We start from the raw sequence: 20,187 nt of genomic DNA on the forward strand, positions 1-20,187 counted from the left end.
CTCGCCAAAATGGGCAGACCCAACCTCCCCCCCCACCCCCCCCCCCCCCCCCCCCCCCCCCCCCCCCCCTCCACCCCCCCCCCCCCCCCTCCCCCCCCCCCCCCCCCCCCCCCCGGGGCCGTGCCGTATGTCACATCCCGGGGGCCGTTCAGCGCGGCCCGCGGTCCAGCTCCTCCACATACGCGTTGTACGCCGCCACCTGTGCCCGCCGCGACACCCGCTCCACCGGCCGCAGCGCCTCACCCCGCGCCGCCATCTCCGACGCGCTCACCGCCCCGCCGTGCCCGTTCTCCCGCGCCAGCCCCACCAGCAGACCCACCCGCTGCGCCAGCTCCAGCACCCGTACCGCACGCGGCGGGTAGCCCGGAGCCAGCACGTCACGGCCACGCTCGGCCCGCGCCCGGTACGCGTCCAGCGCCGCCTCCGCCACCGGCCCCGACCCCGCCACATCCAGCCGCGACAGCACATCCGTCGCCTCCCGCAGCGCCTCGGCCAACTCCCGCTCCGCCTCGCCGAGCGACGGCACGTCCGCCGGCGGCGCCTCCCGCACCGGCAGACAGTCCCAGACCACCTCGACGTGCAGATCACCCTCCGGCCCCACCGCGGACACCCCGGGCACCAGCCCGTACGGCGCCCCCGACGCGACCACCGCCTCCCCGGCCTCCAGCGCACGGGCGTTGAACTCCGGCGGCCCGCTGAGCCCCAGCGGATGCCCCGGCGCCGGAAGCGCCACCCGGTACCCGGTCACCCCCAGCCCGCGCAGCCGGCCCAGCGCCAGCGTCAGACCGACCGGTCCCGTCTCACCCGGCAGCCCGGCCACCCGGTGCACCGCGTCCGGCCCGACGATCGCGAGCACCGCGTCGTCCGGCGATACGAAACCGGCAAGGAGGGCATTTCCCCAGGCCGCCAGGAGTCCTGAGCGTGGTTCCAGAAGCATGGGCCCAGCCTAGGGAACGGACCTAAGGAGTTGACCGCCGGACCGGTGGCGTAGGTTTTCCCTGTGGAGCAGCGCCCACAGGCGCATGCCGGATCTCACGACAGCATGGGGAGACAACGCGCTCATGAGCGATGTACTGGAGCTGGTGGACGTATCCGTGGTCCGCGACGGCCGCGCTCTGGTGGACGACGTCTCCTGGTCCGTCAAGGAAGGCGAACGGTGGGTCATCCTCGGCCCCAACGGCGCCGGGAAGACGACCCTCCTCAACCTCGCGTCCAGCTATCTCTTCCCCTCCAAGGGCAAGGTGAAGATCCTCGGCGACAAGCTGGGCAAGGTCGACGTCTTCGAACTCCGCCCCCGCATCGGCATGGCCGGCGTCGCCATGGCCGAGAAGCTGCCCAAGCGCCAGACCGTGCTCCAGACGGTCCTCACCGCCGCGTACGGCATGACCGCCACCTGGCACGAGGACTACGACGAGGTCGACGAACAGCGCGCCCGCGCCTTCCTCGACCGGCTCGGCATGACCGAGTACCTGGACCGCAGGTTCGGCACCCTCTCCGAGGGTGAACGCAAGCGCACCCTGATCGCCCGCGCGATGATGACCGACCCCGAACTGCTGCTCCTGGACGAGCCCGCCGCCGGTCTCGACCTCGGCGGCCGGGAAGATCTCGTACGCCGCCTCGGCCGGCTCGCCAGGGACCCGTACGCCCCCTCCATGATCATGGTGACCCACCATGTCGAGGAGATCGCCCCCGGCTTCACGCACGTCCTGATGATCCGCCAGGGCAAGGTCCTCGCCGCCGGGCCCATGGAGACCGAGCTGACGTCCCGTAACCTCTCCCTCTGCTTCGGCCTCCCGCTCGTCGTCGAGCACGCCGACGACCGCTGGTCCGCCCGCGGTCTGCCCCTGCGCTGACCACCGCTCCCCGGCGGTCCGCACGGCGCCCGTACGCCCCGATGACCTGATCGCACCCCTGTCCGGACCGGACTCGCCCCCCTACCATGATGATTGTGGAAATCGAAGCGTGGGTGTGGTGGCTGATCGCGGCCGTGGGACTGGGAATTCCGCTCGTCCTGACGGCGATGCCCGAATTCGGGATGTTCTCCGCCGGCGCGGTGGCCGGTGCCGTCGTCGCGGCGCTCGGTGGCGGAATCGTGGCGCAGGTCCTCGTCTTCGTGGGGGTGTCGGTCGCCCTCATCGCCGTGGTCCGGCCACTGGCGGCCAGACAGGGCGGCTCCCGAACTCCCCGCCTGGCCACGGGAATCGATGCCCTGAAAGGGCGTCAGGCCGTGGTCGTGGAACGGGTCGACAGCGGCGGTGGCAGGATCAAACTCGCCGGTGAGATCTGGTCCGCACGCGCCCTCGACGCCGAACAGGTCTTTGAAGCGGGGGAGAAGGTCGACGTCGCCGACATCGACGGCGCGACCGCCGTGGTGATGTGAACGCGCCCGCACATCCCCGGGTACGCCGTCCGAACTGAGCCAACCAGGCAGAACACCCCCCACACGCAGGCGTGTTCTGCGAAACTAGATCATCTGACAGTCCGGCAGTCCGGCAGCGAAGGGCAGTAGGAAACGCGATGCCATCAATCATCATCGTCCTGGTCATCCTGGTGGTGCTTGTATTCATCGCCCTGATCAAGACGATCCAGGTCATCCCGCAGGCGAGCGCCGCCATCGTGGAGCGCTTCGGGCGCTACACCCGCACGCTCAACGCGGGCCTGAACATCGTGGTCCCGTTCATCGACTCGATCCGCAACCGGATCGACCTCCGGGAACAGGTCGTCCCCTTCCCGCCCCAGCCGGTGATCACCCAGGACAACCTGGTCGTCAACATCGACACCGTGATCTATTACCAGGTCACCGACGCCCGCGCCGCGACATACGAAGTGGCCAGCTACATCCAGGCGATCGAACAGCTCACCGTCACCACGCTGCGCAACATCATCGGTGGCATGGACCTGGAGCGGACCCTCACCTCCCGCGAGGAGATCAACGCGGCCCTGCGCGGTGTCCTCGACGAAGCCACCGGCAAGTGGGGCATCCGCGTCAACCGCGTCGAGCTGAAGGCCATCGAGCCGCCCACCTCCATCCAGGACTCGATGGAGAAGCAGATGCGCGCCGACCGCGACAAGCGCGCCGCGATCCTCACCGCCGAGGGCATTCGGCAATCGGCGATCCTGACCGCCGAGGGCGAGAAGCAGTCGGCGATCCTGCGCGCCGAAGGTGAGGCCAAGGCGGCAGCCCTGCGCGCCGAGGGCGAGGCCCAGGCCATCCGTACGGTCTTCGAGTCCATCCACGCCGGAGACCCCGACCAGAAGCTCCTCGCCTACCAGTACCTCCAGATGCTCCCCAAGATCGCCGAGGGCGACGCCAACAAGCTCTGGATCGTGCCCAGCGAGATCGGCGACGCGCTCAAGGGGCTCAGCGGCGCGTTCGACAACCTCGGCGCCGGCGTACCGGGCTTCAACACCGGCAAGGAGCGCCAGCAGCCGAAGCTCGACTGATCCGGCCCGCACCGGTCCGCCCGCGCTGATCCGCGGGTGGGCCACGGTCCCGTACGCGACGCACCAGCCGGTCGTAGGGGACCGTGGCCCGTGGTTCGGAGCACGGCCCCGCGTCGGGCATGATCGGTGCAGCAACCACCGATCACCGAGGGGCGTACCGCGTGACCATCTGGGAGATGCTCGCCGTCTTCGTCGCGGGCACCTGCGCCGGAACCATCAACGCCATGGTCGGGTCGGGGACGCTGATCACCTTCCCCGTACTGCTCGCGACCGGCATGCCCCCCGTCACCGCCACCGTCTCCAACGCGCTCGGCCTGATACCGGGCGCCGTCAGCGGAGCCATCGGCTACCGCGCGGAACTCACCGGACAGCGCCGCCGCGTCATCCGCCTCGGCGCCGCCGCCGTCTGCGGCGGTCTCTGCGGAGCGATCCTCCTCGTCTCCCTGCCCTCGACGGCCTTCGAGACGATCGTGCCGGTCCTCGTCAGCCTCGCCCTCGTGCTGGTGATCCTCCAGCCCCGGCTCTCCAAGGCCGTCCAGCGCCGCCGCGAGCGCAGGAACGTCATCACGAAGACCGACGGCGGGCCGCTGCTCGTCGTCGGCGTACTGACCGCCAGCGTCTACGGGGGCTACTTCACGGCGGCCCAGGGGATCATCTACATGTCCCTGATGGGCATGCTCATCGACGAGGAGATGCAGCGGCTCAACGCCGTCAAGAACGTCCTCGCCGCCATCGTCAACACCATCGCGGCGCTGTTCTTCCTCTTCGTCGCGCACTTCGACTGGACGGCGGTCGTACTCATCGCCGTCGGCTCGGCGATCGGCGGCCAGATCGGCGCGAAGGTCGGCCGGCGGCTGTCCCCCACGGTGCTGCGCGGACTCATCGTGGTCGTCGGCACGGCGGCCGTCGTCCAACTCGTCACCCGCTGACCCGGCCCCGGCCGCCGGGCGGACCGCACCCACGGCCCGCCCCCACCGGAGTCCGCTCGCCCCCCTGCGCCCCCTGTGCCTTCTCCGGCCGCCTACGCGGCCGTCCCGACCCCCGCGAGCCACTGCGGCAGCGCCGAACGCTCGCCCGCCCGCAACGCCAGCAGCATCGCGTCGGCCGGCGACGGCACGAACGGCTCGTACAGCAGCGGCATCCCCGCCTGCTCCGGCGTCCGGTCGGCCTTGCGGTGATTGTCCTCGGCACACGAGGCGACGGTATTGAGCCAGCTGTCCGCACCACCACGCGACCGCGGCACCACATGGTCCACGGTCGTCCCGCGCCGGCCGCAGTACGCACACCGGTGCTGGTCGCGTATCAGCACCCCACGCCTCGACCACGGAGCCTGTCTTCGGAAGGGCACCCGTACGTACCGGCAGAGCCTGATCACCCGGGGCACCGGAAGATCCACCGCCGCCGCGCGCACCCGCAGGCCGGGGTGGGACTGCTCGACGACGGCCTTGTCCTGAAGGACCAGTACCACCGCACGGTTGAGTGTCACCGTCGACAGCGGCTCGAAGCTCGCGTTCAGTACCAGCGTGTCCCGCATCCCGCCCACCTCCCGTGTGCCGCCCCGCCGGACGGCGGGCTGGGATCAACTCTGGCCGGGCGCGCCAGGATGGACAACGCAATATCCGCCGAACCGAGTTCCGGGGACGACCCCAAATACCCCCGCAACAAAAAAATGCCCTGCTCTGATCTCTCCAAGACCAGGGCAGGGCAAACAACAGCTGAACGCTCAGCCGGCCGCCGGAGCGGTGAACTCACCGATCAGCTGCGCACGCGCCAGCGTGTGGTACCGCAGATTGAAGCCGACCACGGCCGGCGACGCGTCCGAATCCGGCCCCAGCGTCTCGCTGTCCACCGCGTACACGGTGAACACATAGCGGTGCGCGGGGTCGCCCTCCGGGGGAGCGGCGCCCCCGAAGTCCTTCGACCCGTAGTCGTTACGGACGTGCACGGCGCCCTTCGGCAGCCCCTCGAACGAGCCGGAGCCCGCGCCGGCGGGCAGTTCGGTGACCGACACCGGAATGTCGAACAGCGACCAGTGCCAGAAACCGCTCCCCGTCGGCGCGTCGGGATCGAAACACGTGACGGCGAAACTCCTCGTCTCCGCGGGGAACCCCTCCCACCGCAGATGCGGCGACGTGTTGCCCGCCGCGAAGACCTGGGCGTCCTTCAGGACCGCGCCGGGCTCGATGTCGTCACTCACCACGGTGAAGGACGGCACGGGCGGCAGGAAGTCGTGAGGGAGCGGAGCCCTCTTCGCCTCGGTCACTACTGAACCTCCGGATTCGGCTTCGTGCCGCCGGGCCGCCAACCGCGGCCCGACGGCCTTCCGAAGCCGAGACTAGAACGGGACGGACGTCAGGCCCAGTTACGACGTCCGCCGACGTCCGCGATCCACTGGTTGAGGTAGGCGGGCCAGTCGGTTCCCTGGAAGTCGTGGAGACCCACCTTGAACGCCCGGAACGAGTCGCTGCCCTCACTGAAGAGGCCCGCCTTCTTGTCCATCTCCAGGATGACGTCCATCTCGCGGTCGTCCGCGACGAACGTCAGCTCGACCTGGTTCAGCCCGCGGTACCGCTGCGGTGGAACGAACTCGATCTCCTGGTAGAACGGCAGCCGCTGACGCGTCCCGCGGATGTGCCCGCGCTCCATGTCCGCGCTCTTGAAGCGGAAGTCCAGGGCGATGAAGGCGTCCAGGATGGCCTGCTGGGCCGGCAGCGGGTGCACGTTGATCGGGTCCAGGTCGCCGGAGTCCAGCGCCCGCGCGATCTCCAGCTCCGTCGTCACACCGATGTTCATGCCGTGCAGCTGCTGCCCGGCGATGCTCGTCACCGGGGTCTCCCACGGGATCTCCAGCCCGAACGGCACGACGTGCACCGCACCGGCCTGCACCTCGAAGGCCCCGCCCAGGCGCTGCTTGACGAACTCCAGGTCCTGCTTGACCTCCTGGTCACCGCCCTCGACCTCGACGCGCGCCTGGAGACCGACCGAGAGACCCTCGATCTGCTGAGCGACCGACCCGCCCTGGATGCGCACCTCGCCCTGGACGACCCCGCCCGGCACGACGTTCTGCTCGGTCAGCTCGGTCTCGACGGACGCCCCGCCGGCGCCCATGCTCGCGAGCAGCCTCTTGAAGCCCATAGTCACTCCTCCTGGATCCTGACCTCTGTACGCGTCTACATACGCGCCACGGCCGCGGGCGGTTCCCCCGCTACGCTCGGACGGCATGATCGAGCGCCCCGACCGTACGCCGCTGCCCCGCGACTTCTTCAACCGCCCCGTGCTGGAAGTCGCCCCCGACCTCCTGGGCCGAACTCTCCTGCGCCGCACGGCGGAGGGAACCATCGAGCTGCGCCTCACCGAGGTGGAGGCGTACGCGGGCGACATCGACCCGGGCTCCCACGCCTACCGCGGCAGGACGGCCCGCAACGACGTGATGTTCGGCCCGCCCGGTCACGCGTACGTCTACTTCACCTACGGGATGTCAAGTCGGTCAGCGTGAACCTTCCCCTTCCCGACCTGAGCCGTTCCGTGGAGGTAGTGGCTCCCAACCTGCTCGGATGTCTACTTCGCACGCAGACCGACGAGGGTACAGTTGTGGCGCGCGTCACAGAGGTGGAGGCGTACGAGGGGGAGGCCGATCCTGCCTCGCACGCCTACCGGGGGCGCACTGAACGCAACGCCGTGATGTTCGGTCCGGCGGGGCACCTCTACGTCTACCGCTCCCACGGTCTCCACTGGTGCGCCAATGTCGCCACAGGGGCGGACGGCGTCGCCTCGGGTGTCCTCCTTCGGGCGGGCGAGGTAGTCGAGGGGGAGAGGCTGGCGCGCAAGCGGCGAGGAGAGAGGGTTGAGAGCGCGCGCCTTGCCCGTGGTCCAGGGAACTTCTGCCAGGCACTCGGCATCACGGCGGAGCATGGTGGCGCAGACCTCCTGGCAAGCCCCTCGGTCACCCTGTCGGGGGGAAAGCCGGTGCCTGCTGAGCTCATCCGCGTTGGCCCTCGGGTAGGAGTGAGCAAGGCCCACGACTGGCATCGCCGCTTCTACCTTGCCGGTGATCCAACGGTCTCGGCGTACCGGCTGAGTCCGAGAGCCAAGCTGTCCGGCTGAGCCGTCGAAGCGTTGTGTGCCTTGCTCGCGGCCTGTCGGTGAGTCGGTGAGGATTTGGTCCGATGCCGCTTGATCGCTTGCGAGCGTGGCGCGTGGCGCTCCCCTGACCCGTCGGGTGGCTGGCGACGTGCGGCCGGTCGGCCGGACGGGGTGGGTAGTGACCCCTTGGAGCCAATCTTTCGCACCGCCAAGTCTTACCGCCTGCCCCCGCGCCACGGTTTCAGGGTCGATCTGAGGCATCGCCTGGGGATGGCGCTCTACCTCTGAAGGGCCTGCATCGCCAGGTAGACCGTCGAGAGTGCCGCAGTTGCCGATACGACTCTCGTCGTGAAGCGATGAGCGTCGGGTTCCGGGGCGGCTCCACCCTCCCGAACGGCAACGTCGATCAACGGTGCTTGTATGCAGCTCACCTCTGCCCGTGGACCATCCACCAGGAAGGTCGCGCGGATCACCTGTTTGCGGGCCAGCAGGCTTGGGGGAATTGCGACAACCCGGGGTACCGACGCGTCGATGCCGACAGCAGGTACAACAGTCCCGGAGGGGGTGGACGTCACTCCGAGTATCCCGACCACATTGGCGCCGAGATCAAACCTCAGTGCCTCGCCGGCATGGAAGTGCGTCGCAGTGATGTCGTGGCGGCCAGCATTCCGTAGTTCCAGTTCGATGATTCGGGGGCGATTCACCGGAGTGCTGTTGTGGGTCACCTGGAGTGCCCCTGTCTGACTGTGAGAGGCGATGAACAGGGAAGCGTTGGTGCGGGTGCTGTAGCCGAGACGCCGTTTTGGGTTCGCGGCTCGCATGGTTGCGTACGCAGCCAGTGCGCCAACCGCTACCGCGACGAGAGTCGTGATGGCGAACTGCCAAAAAGATCCGGACTCGTACCAGGCCCCAGCGATCAACATGGGCTGGATTGTAGAGATCAGGAAGGCGGCGCGTCTGCCTTTTCGCTACTGCACGCCCAGCTCAATCACGTCGAAATGCCAGTCTGCCAGAGGATCGTGTCTTTGCTCGGCGGCGTAGGTCAGACCGGATCTTCCCCGGTCGTGAATGCCGCGCTACCGTAGCGCGCCATCGCCTCGCGGCGCTCTTCCAGGTATGCGGCTTCGATGCTCTCGGCCGTGACCCCGATGCTCTCCATCACGGGGTGAAGGACCCTCTCGCTGAAGCGCTCATCCGTCTGAGTGAACAGACGGCAGTCCGCCTTCAGGTCTGCGCACAGCTTGGCTCTGCTCGCCTCGGCGATCGTCTCTTGGATGCGCTCGCGCCAGAAGTTGTGGACCAGGAAGTTGCGCCGCTTCAGGCTGTGGGTGAGATCGTTGCCGACTTCCTGGTAAGCGTTGGTGTGCGCTTCCACCCGCTTGATGAGCTTGCCCATCATGTCCTTGAAGCCCTGAGCCCAGGGGTCGCGCATGAGCTGCTCACCCTGCTCCCTTGCCGAGACGATTTTGGTGATCGCGAGCAAGTTCACGAGCGAGTGTTCGAGGACGTTGGCCTTGTAGATGGCCAGCCCGAAGAGGGCGTACAGAGTCTTGTGGTCCGTGCCGTTGTCGTACTCGTCGTCCGGCTCCGGCTCCTCATACCAGGTCGGCAGGCGCCTGACCACATACAGTTCATCCATCCCTTCAGTGTGGCGACAAGACGGGTCAACTCGTACTGGTTTTGCGCGACTTGGTTACCGGCCTGCGCCAGCCGGCCGATCTACGGGTGCGGGGGTGCCTGACCTCGGACTGAAGCCAGGCACTGACCCATCGCCCCGAAAATGCGGGGGTCCGGTCCACTCAAGCGGCCATCGCCTCGATGATGGCCGCCCCCAGAGGCACGCCGGTACGGCGCTGTGCCTGCCATGCATCGAACCTGCGGTGGCACGACTTCGCCAATGGTGCGTAGTGGTCAGGGCTGACGGCGTACAGGCAGCCGGTCTCGTCGACCTTCGCCGCCGGATCGGTCCCGAGGTACGCCCAATCGGTTGCCTGTCGGCCGCAGGCGCAAGCGCACTTCCACTCGGCAGCCGTGCCGTGAGCGCGAGTTACGCGGTTGTGGGCACCGACATACGAGACGTCGTCGCCCTTCCAGGGACGCGAGGAATGGGAGCGCAACGGCTTGTCGGCCTGCGGATCGCCGTGCACTCGGACACGCTGACCGTGTGCCAGACAGAGGCCGTGCACGCGATGCGGACGGCCGCACGACTCGATGCCGCACAGTTTGCGTCCATCGGCGGTGACGATCGGGGAGTAGTCGTTCATGGGGTGGGTTACCTCCTTGGGGCGGGGCCGCCGGTCGGCGGCACTGAGTAGAGAGCCAGCGGCGTACGAGATGTACGCGACGGCGAAGGGATGTAGGTGATGCACTGCGAGCCCGAGGCTCCGCCAGGAGCCGACAGGCGGCAGTCCTCGAAGAGCTCAAGGCGGCTTTGGGAAGTGGGGCCTACGGCCCCAGAGAACAAGCGGGCAAGGCAGCTTCGGGAAGTCCCGGCCTACCGGCCGGGCTCAGGTGGAGACGCTTCGAGGCATCGCCTCGCCGTTGCCGAAGACGGACTGTGTCTGTCCGCGCGGAGGCTCCGCCAGGAGCCGAGCACGACCGTGCTCTGACTCTGTGACTTCCTACTCTGGCCAAAACTTCTCAGCAGGCGAGGGACTCCTACTCTGGCCAAAACTCGGAGTGGATCGGCTGAGCGCCGGGCTCTCTACTCTGGCCAAAAGTTCTCAGGCCGCTTCGTCGAGCCAGTCGTCAACGTCGACCCAGCCCAGCCACTCCGTGGCCCGGTCTCCGGGCTCCAGACTGAACGTCGTCTTCGCTCCACGCTTGGCGCCGATTGTCTCGACCGTCAGCCACCCGGACTCGACGAGCGCCTGAACGCCTCGCTCGGTGTAGGCGCGCTCTCGACCGGCGCTGTCCCGGACGCCCACGGCATCAGCCAGAGATCGCCACGGCACGGTTACGCGGGAGTCCTCGCCGCAGAGTCGGGCAAGCTGCTTCGCCACCAGTTGGCCACTGCGAGGTACGCACTGGATCACGTCGGCGTACCACCGGGACGCCTGCCCGGTCGGCGGGTAGTGCTCGGCCGCCAGGGCGTACCCGCGCTTCCGCAGCTTGGCTCGGTTCTCCTCGATCTTGGGGAACAGGTCTTCCAGCACGGGTCACCGCACCGGCCGGACAAGCTGCCAGGTGTCGTAGCCGAGGCGACGGAGGAAGCCCTCCTCTTGCAGGGTGCGAAGCCCGGACTCGAACTCGGCTGCGGGGATGGAGCACTTCCGGGCCAGCTTTCGAGGGGAGAGCCGGAACGGCTCGCTCGCGGGGAGCGTGAGGTAGCGGGACGTATGGCCGACCCAGGAAGGGGCGGCGGGGTTGGTCTTGGGCACGGGTGTGCGACCTCCTTCTGTGGATGGGAGATCGCGCGTACCGTTCGCGCTCGGGGTGCCCTCGGCTTCCCCTGCCAGCCCTTCGGGATGGCGGCCTCTCTCGGAGTGGCCAGCTCTACCGCCGTCGAGCGGCGGGAGCTACGGTGCGCCTCGAAGAGGCGGAAGAGAGCCTCTACATGATGCCGACTGATCGGGCCAGCTTCGCACCAGCCGGCGATCTGCCACCCGAGCGTGAACTCGGGGAGCTTCCATCTGCCGAAAGTGTCATTCTGTCAGGTGGGCCCGAGGTATTCGGGCTCCAGGGCCTCGATCTCTTCGAGAGAGAGGGGCGTAATGGCTGCCATTCCTCACCCTCGAAATCATGCCCTTCACCTGCGTGTTGGTGCGTTGGGGGCGGGCTGCTGTATCGTCAGAGACGGAAAGGAGAAGACGCGTGAACCGAGTGAAGAACGTAGCCCTCTGTTCATGTTGTCGACTCTGAAAGTAGAAAAAAATGGATGCTGAATACTGGGCGATTCTCGGCGTAGCTTTCGTAGCTGCGCTGGTGGCGTTCGAGCGAGTTCTCGAACGGATTCCGCCGATCGCCGAGAAGGCAGTCGCGGCCGTCCGATCCATCCGCGCTGTAGCGGATGAGTTCAAGCGGAAGCGCGAATGACCAACCGTCCGCCCCTGCCTCTACGGTGGGGGTGGACGGCGTTCAGGGCCCCAGCTCCGGGGGCGCCTCGCGCGCGACGACCGGGTAAGGCTCGGAGGGCACTGGCCGAGCGAAGCGTGGTCACGGTGCCAGTAGCTCGGCCACCTCGGCGAGCAGCCAGCCTGGTAGGCCCGAGCCGGAGACGGGGCAGTAACGCCCGTCAGCTGTGTGACGGAAGAGGAGTCGGCCGGTGCCTACCGGCAGCTCGACGATGGTGCCGACTGGCAGGTGTGACAACTCGGGTGCCGTTGTCTTGCGGATGTCGAGATACGTCTTACGGCTCATCTGTGGCCCCCTCGCGCCGGTCGCATGCGCGTGTGACCAGTCGCTACAAGGGGCGTTCCGACAGGCATTTTCAGGTACGACAGGTAGAGGTCGAGGGCCTGTGTGACGACTTCGGCTGTCATCGTACTGCCGGTCATGCGCTGAATCTCTGCGAGTTGCTTGCGTGTGACATCGGTGTGGCGGACGGAGATCGTTGTCTTACTCATGCTGGTGGTTTCCTCCTTGGGCATGACGAAGAGGCGCCCCCGACACGCAGGGGGCGCCTCTCTGTTGGTCGAGCTTGGTCAGTCGGTCTTACGCGCCGGTGCTCCCGGTGTGACGAGCAGATCGGCGGTTGTACGTACGAGCGTGACGAGAGCGGCGATGTAGGCGACGAGAGCGACGACTGTCATGCGGGGTTGCCTCCTGTGTGTGACAGCCCTTGATCGGGCCGTTCAGCACCACCCCCGAAAGCGGACCATTCCAGGGGCGACACTCAACGGCCGATCAGAGGCTCATCGGCCCAGGCCCATGAAGATGTCCATGCCGCTCTGCGGGCCGGTGGACAGCGTGGGGCGCCTGGACGCGTACCAGTCGTCACGCCGAGCCTTCAGCTCGGGGTCGACGTTCGGGTCCTCGATCTGCTTCACGGTGAAGCGGATCTCGTCCTTCTCCAAGCCGTCCCCCACGCTCTGCATGAGGACGTTCAGGGAGTCAGGGTTGAGGACCTCTCCGCCGACCTCCCGCAGTGCCCGGACGACGCGCTCAGGGACGATGTCGCGGTGCTCGGGGCGTCGGTACAGAGTGACGGTGACCGTTGCGCTGTAGATGACGCCAGGGACGGGGGAGCGACGCTCGTACTGCCGGTCTGTGTACGTGCCGTCCCAGGAGCTTTCCGACTGGCTGACGATCAGGATCGGAGCGTCGGCCTCGGTCGGCACGAGGCTGCGCACGTTCGCGAAGGTTGAGAACACCTGCGCGGCGGGGAAGGTGTTCGCCTTCAGCAGGGCGGACGCCACCGCCTTCGCCACCTTCTTGTCGGCAGCGGGAAGGGCGCGCTCGGCCTGCCTGATGCGCCGGTCCTTGCTGTCAGGGTCGTGGTTGTCGAGGTGCTGGTTCGCGAGGAGCTTTGCGCGCTCCTCGGCCGCGAGGGCTTCGGCGAACTCGGCCGGGGGCGCCGTCTCGATGCCTCGGGCGAAGCGGGCCTTCATGCCCTGCACCACGCCGGTCGCTTCGTAGTAGGCATCGTTCCATCGCTCGATGTTGTCGCGGAGCTCGGAGAGCTCCCCCTGTGCCTTGCTCGCCTTGAGGGCGGCGTCACGCTCGGCCGTCGCGATGGCGTCGGCGAAGGACTTGGTCGTCGTCTTGGTGGTAGCCACTGCGGTTGTGCTCCTTCGGTTGATGTGCATACAGAAACCCCCTGGCATCTGGCCAGAGGGCGTGTAGTTCAGGGTGAGTCGTGGTCGGCCGGAACGGCCGGCTCGGGATCAGCGGCGACGTCTGCGCCAGGCGGCGTAAGCCGCAGACCACTCCTCGAAGTTTTCGTAGATCCACTCGGTATTCAGCGCGGTTGCTGGCTGGAGCGTCGGTTCATGGTGGACCGCCTCGGTGAGCTTGCCTTCGATCCGGCAATGGAAGGCGAAGAGGCGGACGAGCATGTGACGCTCACCGAGCCATTCCGCCGAAACCGAGGTCGGCGCCCAGTAGCCGGTAGAGCGTTGGGTCATCGAGCGCCACGCTCCTTGACGGCACGGGCAATGACGTCTTCGCGGTAGACGATTGTTCCGCCGACGCGCACGTACGCGGGGCCTCGCCCTTCCGAGCGCCAGACCCTCATCGTGGCCGGAGCGATGCCGAGCCGGCGAGCGGCTTCCGGGGTGGTCAGGTACTTCCCATCGAGATCCACTTGCGGGACCTCCCTTCACGTAGACAGCGGTGATGTTCTGTTGGGAGCAAATGAGAGAAGCCCTGCCGACTACCCAGGAGGCGGGAGGTGTCGGCAGGGCTTCGGTCACGAGGGGTGCTCGGCGGGAGGAGTAACACCGGGATCGACTCGGGGATGACAGGGTGAGAGAGGCCCTGTCGTTGAAGGCTTGGGGTAAGTGGCTTCGGCTTGCGGCCCCGCCAGGGGCCCAGCGTCTACGAGGCTTGGTCGCTCGCTGCGCTCGCTCCCTCTACTTACTGATACGGAGTTGATCAGGGGGAAGTTTCCACCGTCAGGCCGTGACGCCGATCACGCTCGCCGTAGGGTCGCTCGGCTGCGCCTTGCCCCTACTTGCTGATACGGAGCGAGCGGGCCATGAGTCAGGGTCCAGCCAGCGTGATGCCAGTCACGCCCCGAGTCGGGGTCGCTCGGCTGCTCCTCGCCCCTGATTACAAAGAGCCATTGAGTAGGGCAGTTGTCCGGGTCGCTTCGCCGTGACCCCGGTCACCTGCTGTCCGAGGAGTGAAAGGCCCTCACTCACTGGTGGGAGTTGATCAAGGAAAAGTCCGCATCGATTGCAGAAGAGAGTTGCAGCTCACACGGGAGCCCCTGCCAGCCACGGGGGGAGGCCGACAGGGGCTCTGTGACCGGCATGCCTCGGAGTCTCGCTCGCCGTCCCGAGGGGTGCCGGAGCTCTACTCGGCCCGCTCGACGAGAGCGAAGGAAGTGCAGAGGCGCCGGAAGCTCCCATGCCCTGTCCGGCCGGTATGGCTCATGCACTCGATGTCGACGGTCGCGCCGTCCGTCGAGGGGGATGCCTTCCACTCGCACTCGTACGCCAGGCACTCGGCCTCGAAGGTGACGTCCGTATCCGGATGCTGCGTGATCCGGTGCTTCACGAAGCGGACGATGGAGCGGGTCAACTCCCCCTCCTCGTTCGGTGCGGGTGGTTGCGGATCTCCACATCAGCGTCTGTCGCCGCCGACAGGTCCCCTCTGTCCCGCGCCGCCTGTCGTTGCTTGACCAGCGCCGTGCACACCTCGCAGTTGGCCGCCGCTTCGGGCGGCGGGAGCGGAAGCGCCAGGTTCACCGGTCCCGACATCGCCGTCTGTCGTGCGCTCATTCCGTGCGACCTCCCCGGTTGCGTGTCTCGGAGTGAGCATCGCCCGAGACGAGGTCGAGGGTGCGGTTCAGTCGCGTTGTGGCATGAACTCACGCACGGCAGGCAGCGGACCACTCGGCGAGCTTTGCTCTCGCTTCTTCGCCGAACAGTGCGCACCCCTCGTACCCGGCGAACTCCTCGGCGTATGCCCGCACGTCCCTTGGATCGCGGAACACCATGACGCCCGTGGACATCTCCGCCGTGGCCAGCCGGCCGTCGTAGATCGTGAAGGTGTTCAAGGGGCATCCCGGTAGCGGGGTGTCCATCGGGATCACGCCGAGGCGCACGTTCGGTAGGTGCGTGAGGGAGGCGAGCCGGTCAAGCTGTACGGCCATCGCGTCGGCAGCAAGGAACGGGGACCGTGCCGCCTGCTCAGTCAGAAGGAAGGTGAACCGCTTCGAACGGTCGTACAGGACTTCCTGTCGCTCCAGCTTCCGGGCGATGGCCTTGCTGTGGTCACCGGGGATGTGGGCCAGGCTCGCCCTGATGTACTCCGGCGTCGAGAGTAGGCCGGTGATCATCGAGAGCAGGAAGAACCGGAACTCTGCCGACGACGCTTCGAGCCCTGCCAACTCCCTTTGCTTCTTGTCGAGTCCCTTCCGGCGGAGCCCACGCGCGTCCTGCCATTCAGTGTTCGCCGTACGGGTGAGGGCGGACACTTCCGCCACCACTTCGGGCGGAGCTTCGAGGGCGATCAGAAGCGCCTCGATGTCGACGAGGGTCGGGCGGGTCTGCCCGTTCTCGATGCGGCTCACCTTCGACTGAGACATGGCGCAACGCGTGGCGAGCCGGTCCCCGGAGAGACCGGCCGCCTTGCGTAGATCTCGGAGCATGGCGCCCAGCTCTTGCCGGGTCTTGCCGAGCTCCTCGGGCTCGAACGTCACTCGCTCTTCACGTACTCCAGGAAGGGGACCGACTCTGCGACAGCGAGGCGCTGGTACTCGATGAACGGCGCAGGATCGCCCTCGTACAGCTCCCGGCCAACCTGCCTGCCGTCGTCCTCGTAGCGCATGAGCACGACCGTGGAACGGTCGAACATCCAGTAGTCGCCGATGTCGTCTGGTAGCGGGTTTGGCCGGTCCGTCAGGTCGAGAATGCGGATGTCCTCTCCTGCCGGTGCCTGGTGCTGGTAATACCGCTCGAACTCGAAGCGCAGGTAGTCGCTCAACGGCCGACGCACGATGTGGACGCGCCCCACGTTCCGAGTGCGGACCATGTCCGTCCAGGAGTCCGAGTAAGGGCCAGGGAACCGGGCCCCTGCCTTGAACGCCTCGAACTCCTCGGCTTCCTGCGGTACGAGGTACTGGGGCAGGGTCTCCAGCCGCCATGCTTCCGTCTGGAAGTCGCGGAACTTGGCCTGCCAGTCGTCACCATCCAAGAGCACGGACAGCCTCCCGAAGAACGCTCTCGGGGATCTCCACAAGCCCTTCCCCCTGCGGCGGAGTGAAGGCGCCGGACACATCGCCTTGCACCACGAACGAGCCGGACGCGGTGCGGTAGACGTTCGGGCAGTCGCCCTGCCCGCATTCGCCGTTCCCGTTACCGGTGAGTCGGGTAAGCCCTGCACGCTCAGCCATGCGTAACCCCCTGGTCTGCGGCCCCTGTCGGGCCCGTCGACAACGACCGTACGAGCGCCACCCACGGCCGTCTACCCAAGAACGCGGGTATGCACGTCTCTGCATGAACTGAGGCACCCAGAGGGGCGCACAGAGGCTTTGGGGAACCGAGAGAGCCCCGCCCCTCGGTGTGAGGGAACGGGGCTCCATGGTCCGGCAGGCCGCTCGACTCCGCCTCCCAGCCGGCCGTTACGTAGTGCTCACGGATTCCGGAAGGTGATCCGGCAGTGATCAGACTTGAACGCCCGGACCCCTCGGCCTCGCGGCATGAGCTCGACGAGTTGGCAGACCTGCATGACGACGGCCCGTACGTGGTCGACCCGATCGGGGTCTTCGTAGTCGAGCTCTTCCCACAGGTACTCGACGTCGCCCAGGTCGACGCGTACGCGCTTCGCTGCCAGGTCGGCAAGCTCTGTCCGGACCCTCGTCAGGTCGGTGTCACATCTACCGATGCCTGCCCGCATGGTCGATGCGTCGATGTCCCCTGCGGCGAACATCTCCGCCAGGGCGGTACGCCTCTCGGTCGTAGCCATCTCCTCGGCCAGCAACTCGGCCTCCCGCTCCTCGTCTACGTCATCCGTGGGGGGAGCAGCGTTCCACTCCTCGGCCCTGTCGATGACCTTGCGGACAACGTAGGAGTCGAGCGGGTCTGCCGGGCAGGTGATGCACCGCCCGCCCGAACAGGTGTAGATGCGGTACCGCTCGCCTGCCGCGTTCTTCTTACTCCACCCCTGAGTGACCACGGCCTTGCACTTCGAGCACTTGACCACGCCGGACAACAGGGCCTTGCGCTTGCCACCGCCCCCCGTGTTCCGTTCAGGGTCGCTCAGGTACCGCACCAGGGCGCGGAACAACCCCTCGGAGACGATCGACTCCCAGTTGCCGGTGCCGGTCTCCTCGGTCAGCCGTACGCGCCTTCCGTCAGGCTTCTCTACCCACTGCGAGTAGGTCTGGAGACCCGCGTTCCTCGGCTTCAAGAGGACGCCCCGGAGGTTCGAGCTGCGCCACTCCTTGCCGTGAGGCGAGAGCAGTCCACGGGCGTTCCAATCCTTCGCGATGGACCACAAGGAGACGCCAGCCAGGACGTCTCGATACGCCTCCCGTAGGGCTTCCGCCTCCTTCTCGCGGTGCCTGCCGTCGCGCTCGAAGCCGAAGGGGCGAGTGCTCCAGAACGGCCTACCCGACTCCCTGCGCCGCTGGTGTCCGAGCACCTGACGCTCTACTCGCATCTCGGTTTCGTTCCGTGCGACTACCGCACCGATGCGAGCAGCGAGGCGACCCGAAGGGGTCGCGAGGTCCAAGACGCCCTGAGCCTGAGCGGCGGCCAGTGTGACGCCGGTCGACTCGGCCAGGTCAACCAGGTCTTCGAGGTCACGGGGCGTGCGGTACATCCGGTCGTAGTGGCGCGAGACGATGGCGTCGACCTGGCCAGCCTTCACCATGGCCTTGACCCGCTCCCACCCCTTACGCGAACCCTTGGAAGCGGACGTGTCCTTCTCGGAGATCACGTCAACGACCGTCCAGCCCTTCCGCTCACACAGGGCCTCGGACAGCTCCACCTGTTGTGCCAGGTTCCCACCCTTGGACTCCTCGCCCCTGGGGGTAGGGGAAAGCCTGGCGTACACAATCGCTCGCATCGTGGTCTTCCTGCTCGTTCGCTCTGTTGAAGTGTGACTGAGAGGAGAGGCGGGCCAGTGCCATCCTCCCCATGACGCTCACTGGTCAGAGACCGGCGGCCTGTCGAAGGGCTTCGATGGACACGGCGACCTCTTCGAAGTCCGGCTCAGTCGTGATGCAGTCGGACACGTAGAGGCTGAACACCTTCCGTCCGTCGTCGGTGACCCCTTCGAGGGAGAGTCCGCCGTCCTCGCCTTCGAGAGCTTCGATGCCGTGGGGGAGTAGGCGACGGAGAGCGTCGGTACGTAGAGAGTCGTGAAGGGAAGCGCCACCCTCGGACAAGGTCAGATCCTCGCTCGCCGGAGGGGAGACCAGGACTCCCGTACCGGCGATCACGTCAACGATGGCGGTGAAGAGGCGAAGGTTGATGGTCTGCATCCCTGCCTCTGCGTCCAGCCACTCGACAAGGAGCGCATCCCGGTGCAGTCCAGCGTGACCGGCAGAGCGGATGCAGGGGAGGCGGTGACGTCCGGGGCCAGGACGCTCCCAACCGGTACGACGCTTGCCGCAGATCTCGACAGCGGAGGCCAGCTCGACCGCAGGGGCCTCGACGCGGACAGGCTCGGACTCCTCGACGGCCGGAGCGGACAGGCAGCGCCAGTGAGCACGCTCCGGAGTACCGTCCTCGGACTCGACGGGGAAGAGGGTCCCTTCCTGCCCACCGCACAGGGAGCACGCTTCGGCCGGAGCAGGCTCGGTCTCCTCGGTCTCGGAAAGCTCTTCCCGCTCGACCTTGACGCGCACCATCTGAACTACGTCGTACGTGTCGTCCAGAGTGAACCCGAGTTCCCGAGCACTCTCGGAGGCGAGCTCGACAGAGACCGTCTGCGCGTCCTTGTCGACGTCGACAGAGACGATCTCCCGCTCTCCGTCCTTCCCGGTGTCGCGTCCGAGGATCATGCCGGGCTTCAGATCACGGGCAGGGAAGAGGGTCCACTTGCCCTCTCCGTAGATGCGCTCGACGTGGACGAGGGCCAGTTCCTTGACGTCCACCAGTCGACGACCGCTGAAGGTGAAGCCGAGACCGACGACCGAGCCGATCCACGCGCCGCCTTCCTTACGTGCCGTAGCGACGCGCTTGCCGTTGAACGTGGCGTAGTAGGTGCTGGGCTTGGCGTCCTTGTGCCAGGTGATGTTCATGGGGGCCTGTCTCTCGCTCTGCGGCCCGTTGCTCGGGCCGAACGAGGTACATGCTCAGAGGCACACGTACGGCATGGGGCACTGCCTCAACCTGGTGTGCGGTCCCGTGGGCCGGGCGAGCGGTGTGCTGCTGCGCGCGGGCGAGGTCAGAGAGGGAAAGGACCAGGTACGGGAACGACGCGTCTCGGCCCGCCACGACAAGGAACTGGCCAAAGGCCCGGCCCGCCTGGCGACCGGCCTGGACGTCGACCGCGGACTGAACGGCACGGACGTGTGCGCCGGTGACGGATCGCCCCTGTCCGTGCTCACCGGCGCACCACCCCCGAGTGACCAGGTACGCAACGGCCCGCGCACCGGTGTGGGCGGCGAAGGCGCCCCGCACCCCTGGCGGTTCTGGATCGACGGGGACCCCACGGTGAGCCCGTACCGCGCACACACTCCCCGTCGCCGGGCAACTTGACGCGCCGGGTCGGTACCTCTAATGTAGTCCGAGCCGCTTTCAACGGGTCTTGCTCATCAGCAGCCCGCAGCGGCCACCCACTACCTACGATTCTCCCCTGACGGGTTCTCTTTCGGCGCGCCGAAATTCGAACTAGTCGGCTCGATTATGAGTCCCCCGGAGGATCGGTTAACGTAGTGAACACGCCGAAAGGGAAACGCGAAAGCGTATATCTGAAAGCGTTCCCGCCGACCGGGAATCAGGCGCCGAAAGGTTCTGATAGAGTCGGAAACGCAAGACAGCACAACAGCAAGACAGTAGGACCGAAGGGAAAGCCCGGAGGGGCCCGGTGACGGGACCGAAG

At 67.2% G+C, this 20,187-nt stretch carries 26 protein-coding genes and 2 pseudogenes; 8 read left to right on the top strand and 20 right to left on the bottom strand.

Annotation, left to right across the window (positions count from 1 at the left end; all coding sequences use genetic code 11):
* Positions 1–148: 148 nt before the first annotated feature.
* Positions 149–937, bottom strand: a complete 789-nt coding sequence (locus ACZ61E_RS30750) for a hypothetical protein (protein ID WP_469703509.1) — start codon at positions 935–937, stop codon at positions 149–151.
* A 124-nt stretch (positions 938–1,061) separates the two neighbouring features.
* Between ACZ61E_RS30750 and ACZ61E_RS30755 the strand changes: the two genes are divergently transcribed.
* The 4 genes from ACZ61E_RS30755 to ACZ61E_RS30770 all read left to right on the top strand — a co-directional run bounded on the left by ACZ61E_RS30755 (position 1,062) and on the right by ACZ61E_RS30770 (position 4,373).
* Positions 1,062–1,853, top strand: a complete 792-nt coding sequence (locus tag ACZ61E_RS30755) for an ABC transporter ATP-binding protein (protein WP_469703511.1) — start codon at positions 1,062–1,064, stop codon at positions 1,851–1,853.
* A gap of 95 nt (positions 1,854–1,948) precedes the next feature.
* Positions 1,949–2,380 (top strand): NfeD family protein, encoded by a 432-nt coding sequence (locus tag ACZ61E_RS30760; protein WP_469703513.1) that lies wholly within the window; start codon positions 1,949–1,951, stop codon positions 2,378–2,380.
* 137 nt (positions 2,381–2,517) lie between these two features.
* Positions 2,518–3,444, top strand: a complete 927-nt coding sequence (locus ACZ61E_RS30765) for an SPFH domain-containing protein (RefSeq protein ID WP_469703514.1) — start codon at positions 2,518–2,520, stop codon at positions 3,442–3,444.
* Between the two features lie 161 nt (positions 3,445–3,605).
* The gene (locus ACZ61E_RS30770; RefSeq protein WP_469703516.1) at positions 3,606–4,373 is read left to right on the top strand and encodes a sulfite exporter TauE/SafE family protein; all 768 of its coding nucleotides are present in this window, start codon (positions 3,606–3,608) and stop codon (positions 4,371–4,373) included.
* 92 nt (positions 4,374–4,465) lie between these two features.
* On the opposite strand, the gene ACZ61E_RS30775 is transcribed toward ACZ61E_RS30770, so the two are convergent.
* From ACZ61E_RS30775 to ACZ61E_RS30785, 3 genes are all read right to left on the bottom strand, one after another.
* The gene (locus ACZ61E_RS30775) at positions 4,466–4,978 is read right to left on the bottom strand and encodes an HNH endonuclease (protein ID WP_469703518.1); all 513 of its coding nucleotides are present in this window, start codon (positions 4,976–4,978) and stop codon (positions 4,466–4,468) included.
* A 189-nt stretch (positions 4,979–5,167) separates the two neighbouring features.
* The gene (locus ACZ61E_RS30780) at positions 5,168–5,707 is read right to left on the bottom strand and encodes a YbhB/YbcL family Raf kinase inhibitor-like protein (protein WP_469703519.1); all 540 of its coding nucleotides are present in this window, start codon (positions 5,705–5,707) and stop codon (positions 5,168–5,170) included.
* A gap of 89 nt (positions 5,708–5,796) precedes the next feature.
* On the bottom strand, positions 5,797–6,579 hold the full coding sequence (locus ACZ61E_RS30785) for a sporulation protein (protein WP_469703521.1): 783 nt from the start codon (positions 6,577–6,579) through the stop codon (positions 5,797–5,799).
* An 85-nt stretch (positions 6,580–6,664) separates the two neighbouring features.
* Between ACZ61E_RS30785 and ACZ61E_RS30790 the strand changes: the two are divergent.
* Positions 6,665–6,922 (top strand): annotated as a pseudogene (locus ACZ61E_RS30790) (DNA-3-methyladenine glycosylase); the annotation flags it as partial.
* 14 nt (positions 6,923–6,936) lie between these two features.
* Positions 6,937–7,548, top strand: a complete 612-nt coding sequence (locus tag ACZ61E_RS30795; RefSeq protein WP_469703522.1) for a DNA-3-methyladenine glycosylase — start codon at positions 6,937–6,939, stop codon at positions 7,546–7,548.
* Positions 7,549–7,805: 257 nt separating this feature from the next.
* Here ACZ61E_RS30795 and ACZ61E_RS30800 read toward each other — a convergent pair whose 3' ends face one another.
* The 5 genes from ACZ61E_RS30800 to ACZ61E_RS30820 all read right to left on the bottom strand — a co-directional run bounded on the left by ACZ61E_RS30800 (position 7,806) and on the right by ACZ61E_RS30820 (position 10,907).
* Positions 7,806–8,450, bottom strand: a complete 645-nt coding sequence (locus ACZ61E_RS30800) for a hypothetical protein (protein WP_469703523.1) — start codon at positions 8,448–8,450, stop codon at positions 7,806–7,808.
* 119 nt (positions 8,451–8,569) lie between these two features.
* On the bottom strand, positions 8,570–9,166 hold the full coding sequence (locus ACZ61E_RS30805; protein ID WP_469703525.1) for a hypothetical protein: 597 nt from the start codon (positions 9,164–9,166) through the stop codon (positions 8,570–8,572).
* 160 nt (positions 9,167–9,326) lie between these two features.
* On the bottom strand, positions 9,327–9,791 hold the full coding sequence (locus tag ACZ61E_RS30810; RefSeq protein WP_469703527.1) for a hypothetical protein: 465 nt from the start codon (positions 9,789–9,791) through the stop codon (positions 9,327–9,329).
* Between the two features lie 459 nt (positions 9,792–10,250).
* Positions 10,251–10,682, bottom strand: a complete 432-nt coding sequence (locus ACZ61E_RS30815) for a hypothetical protein (RefSeq protein WP_469703528.1) — start codon at positions 10,680–10,682, stop codon at positions 10,251–10,253.
* Positions 10,683–10,685: 3 nt separating this feature from the next.
* Positions 10,686–10,907, bottom strand: a complete 222-nt coding sequence (locus tag ACZ61E_RS30820; RefSeq protein ID WP_469703530.1) for a hypothetical protein — start codon at positions 10,905–10,907, stop codon at positions 10,686–10,688.
* 493 nt (positions 10,908–11,400) lie between these two features.
* On the opposite strand from ACZ61E_RS30820, the gene ACZ61E_RS30825 reads away from it, so the two are divergent.
* Positions 11,401–11,562 carry a hypothetical protein gene (locus ACZ61E_RS30825; protein ID WP_469703531.1) on the top strand — a complete coding sequence of 54 codons (162 nt, stop codon included), beginning with the start codon at positions 11,401–11,403 and terminating at the stop codon, positions 11,560–11,562.
* A gap of 120 nt (positions 11,563–11,682) precedes the next feature.
* Here the strand turns inward: ACZ61E_RS30825 and ACZ61E_RS30830 are convergent, their stop codons facing one another.
* The 11 genes from ACZ61E_RS30830 to ACZ61E_RS30880 form a co-directional block, all read right to left on the bottom strand.
* A complete protein-coding gene (locus ACZ61E_RS30830; protein WP_469703532.1) occupies positions 11,683–11,886 on the bottom strand; it encodes a hypothetical protein in 204 nt (67 codons plus the stop codon).
* Positions 11,887–12,380: 494 nt separating this feature from the next.
* On the bottom strand, positions 12,381–13,244 hold the full coding sequence (locus ACZ61E_RS30835; protein ID WP_469703534.1) for a hypothetical protein: 864 nt from the start codon (positions 13,242–13,244) through the stop codon (positions 12,381–12,383).
* A gap of 108 nt (positions 13,245–13,352) precedes the next feature.
* Entirely contained in the window at positions 13,353–13,592 is a 240-nt protein-coding gene (locus ACZ61E_RS30840) for a hypothetical protein (RefSeq protein ID WP_469703535.1), read from the bottom strand.
* Entirely contained in the window at positions 13,589–13,771 is a 183-nt protein-coding gene (locus ACZ61E_RS30845) for a helix-turn-helix transcriptional regulator (RefSeq protein WP_329234716.1), read from the bottom strand. Before ACZ61E_RS30845 ends, ACZ61E_RS30840 begins: the two co-directional genes overlap by 4 nt.
* Positions 13,772–14,484: 713 nt before the next feature.
* On the bottom strand, positions 14,485–14,712 hold the full coding sequence (locus ACZ61E_RS30850) for a DUF7848 domain-containing protein (RefSeq protein WP_469703537.1): 228 nt from the start codon (positions 14,710–14,712) through the stop codon (positions 14,485–14,487).
* Positions 14,709–14,912: a hypothetical protein gene (locus ACZ61E_RS30855; protein WP_469703539.1), complete on the bottom strand. Its 204-nt coding sequence runs from the start codon at positions 14,910–14,912 to the stop codon at positions 14,709–14,711. The genes ACZ61E_RS30850 and ACZ61E_RS30855 overlap by 4 nt, the downstream gene beginning before the upstream one ends.
* Positions 14,913–15,001: 89 nt before the next feature.
* Positions 15,002–15,835 (bottom strand): helix-turn-helix domain-containing protein, encoded by an 834-nt coding sequence (locus ACZ61E_RS30860; RefSeq protein ID WP_469703540.1) that lies wholly within the window; start codon positions 15,833–15,835, stop codon positions 15,002–15,004.
* Complete coding sequence (locus ACZ61E_RS30865; RefSeq protein ID WP_469703542.1) at positions 15,832–16,335, bottom strand: DUF6879 family protein; 504 nt, start codon at positions 16,333–16,335, stop codon at positions 15,832–15,834. The genes ACZ61E_RS30860 and ACZ61E_RS30865 overlap by 4 nt, the downstream gene beginning before the upstream one ends.
* Positions 16,319–16,528 (bottom strand): hypothetical protein, encoded by a 210-nt coding sequence (locus ACZ61E_RS30870; protein ID WP_325744806.1) that lies wholly within the window; start codon positions 16,526–16,528, stop codon positions 16,319–16,321. The genes ACZ61E_RS30865 and ACZ61E_RS30870 overlap by 17 nt, the downstream gene beginning before the upstream one ends.
* Positions 16,529–16,767: 239 nt before the next feature.
* Entirely contained in the window at positions 16,768–18,204 is a 1,437-nt protein-coding gene (locus ACZ61E_RS30875) for a recombinase family protein (protein ID WP_469703544.1), read from the bottom strand.
* Between the two features lie 85 nt (positions 18,205–18,289).
* Positions 18,290–19,384, bottom strand: a complete 1,095-nt coding sequence (locus tag ACZ61E_RS30880; RefSeq protein WP_469703545.1) for a hypothetical protein — start codon at positions 19,382–19,384, stop codon at positions 18,290–18,292.
* Between the two features lie 64 nt (positions 19,385–19,448).
* Between ACZ61E_RS30880 and ACZ61E_RS30885 the strand changes: the two are divergent.
* Positions 19,449–19,844: pseudogene (locus ACZ61E_RS30885) on the top strand (DNA-3-methyladenine glycosylase); the annotation flags it as partial.
* Between the last annotated feature and the right edge of the window lie 343 nt (positions 19,845–20,187).

The organism is Streptomyces sp. NPDC104581 (assembly GCF_055583685.1).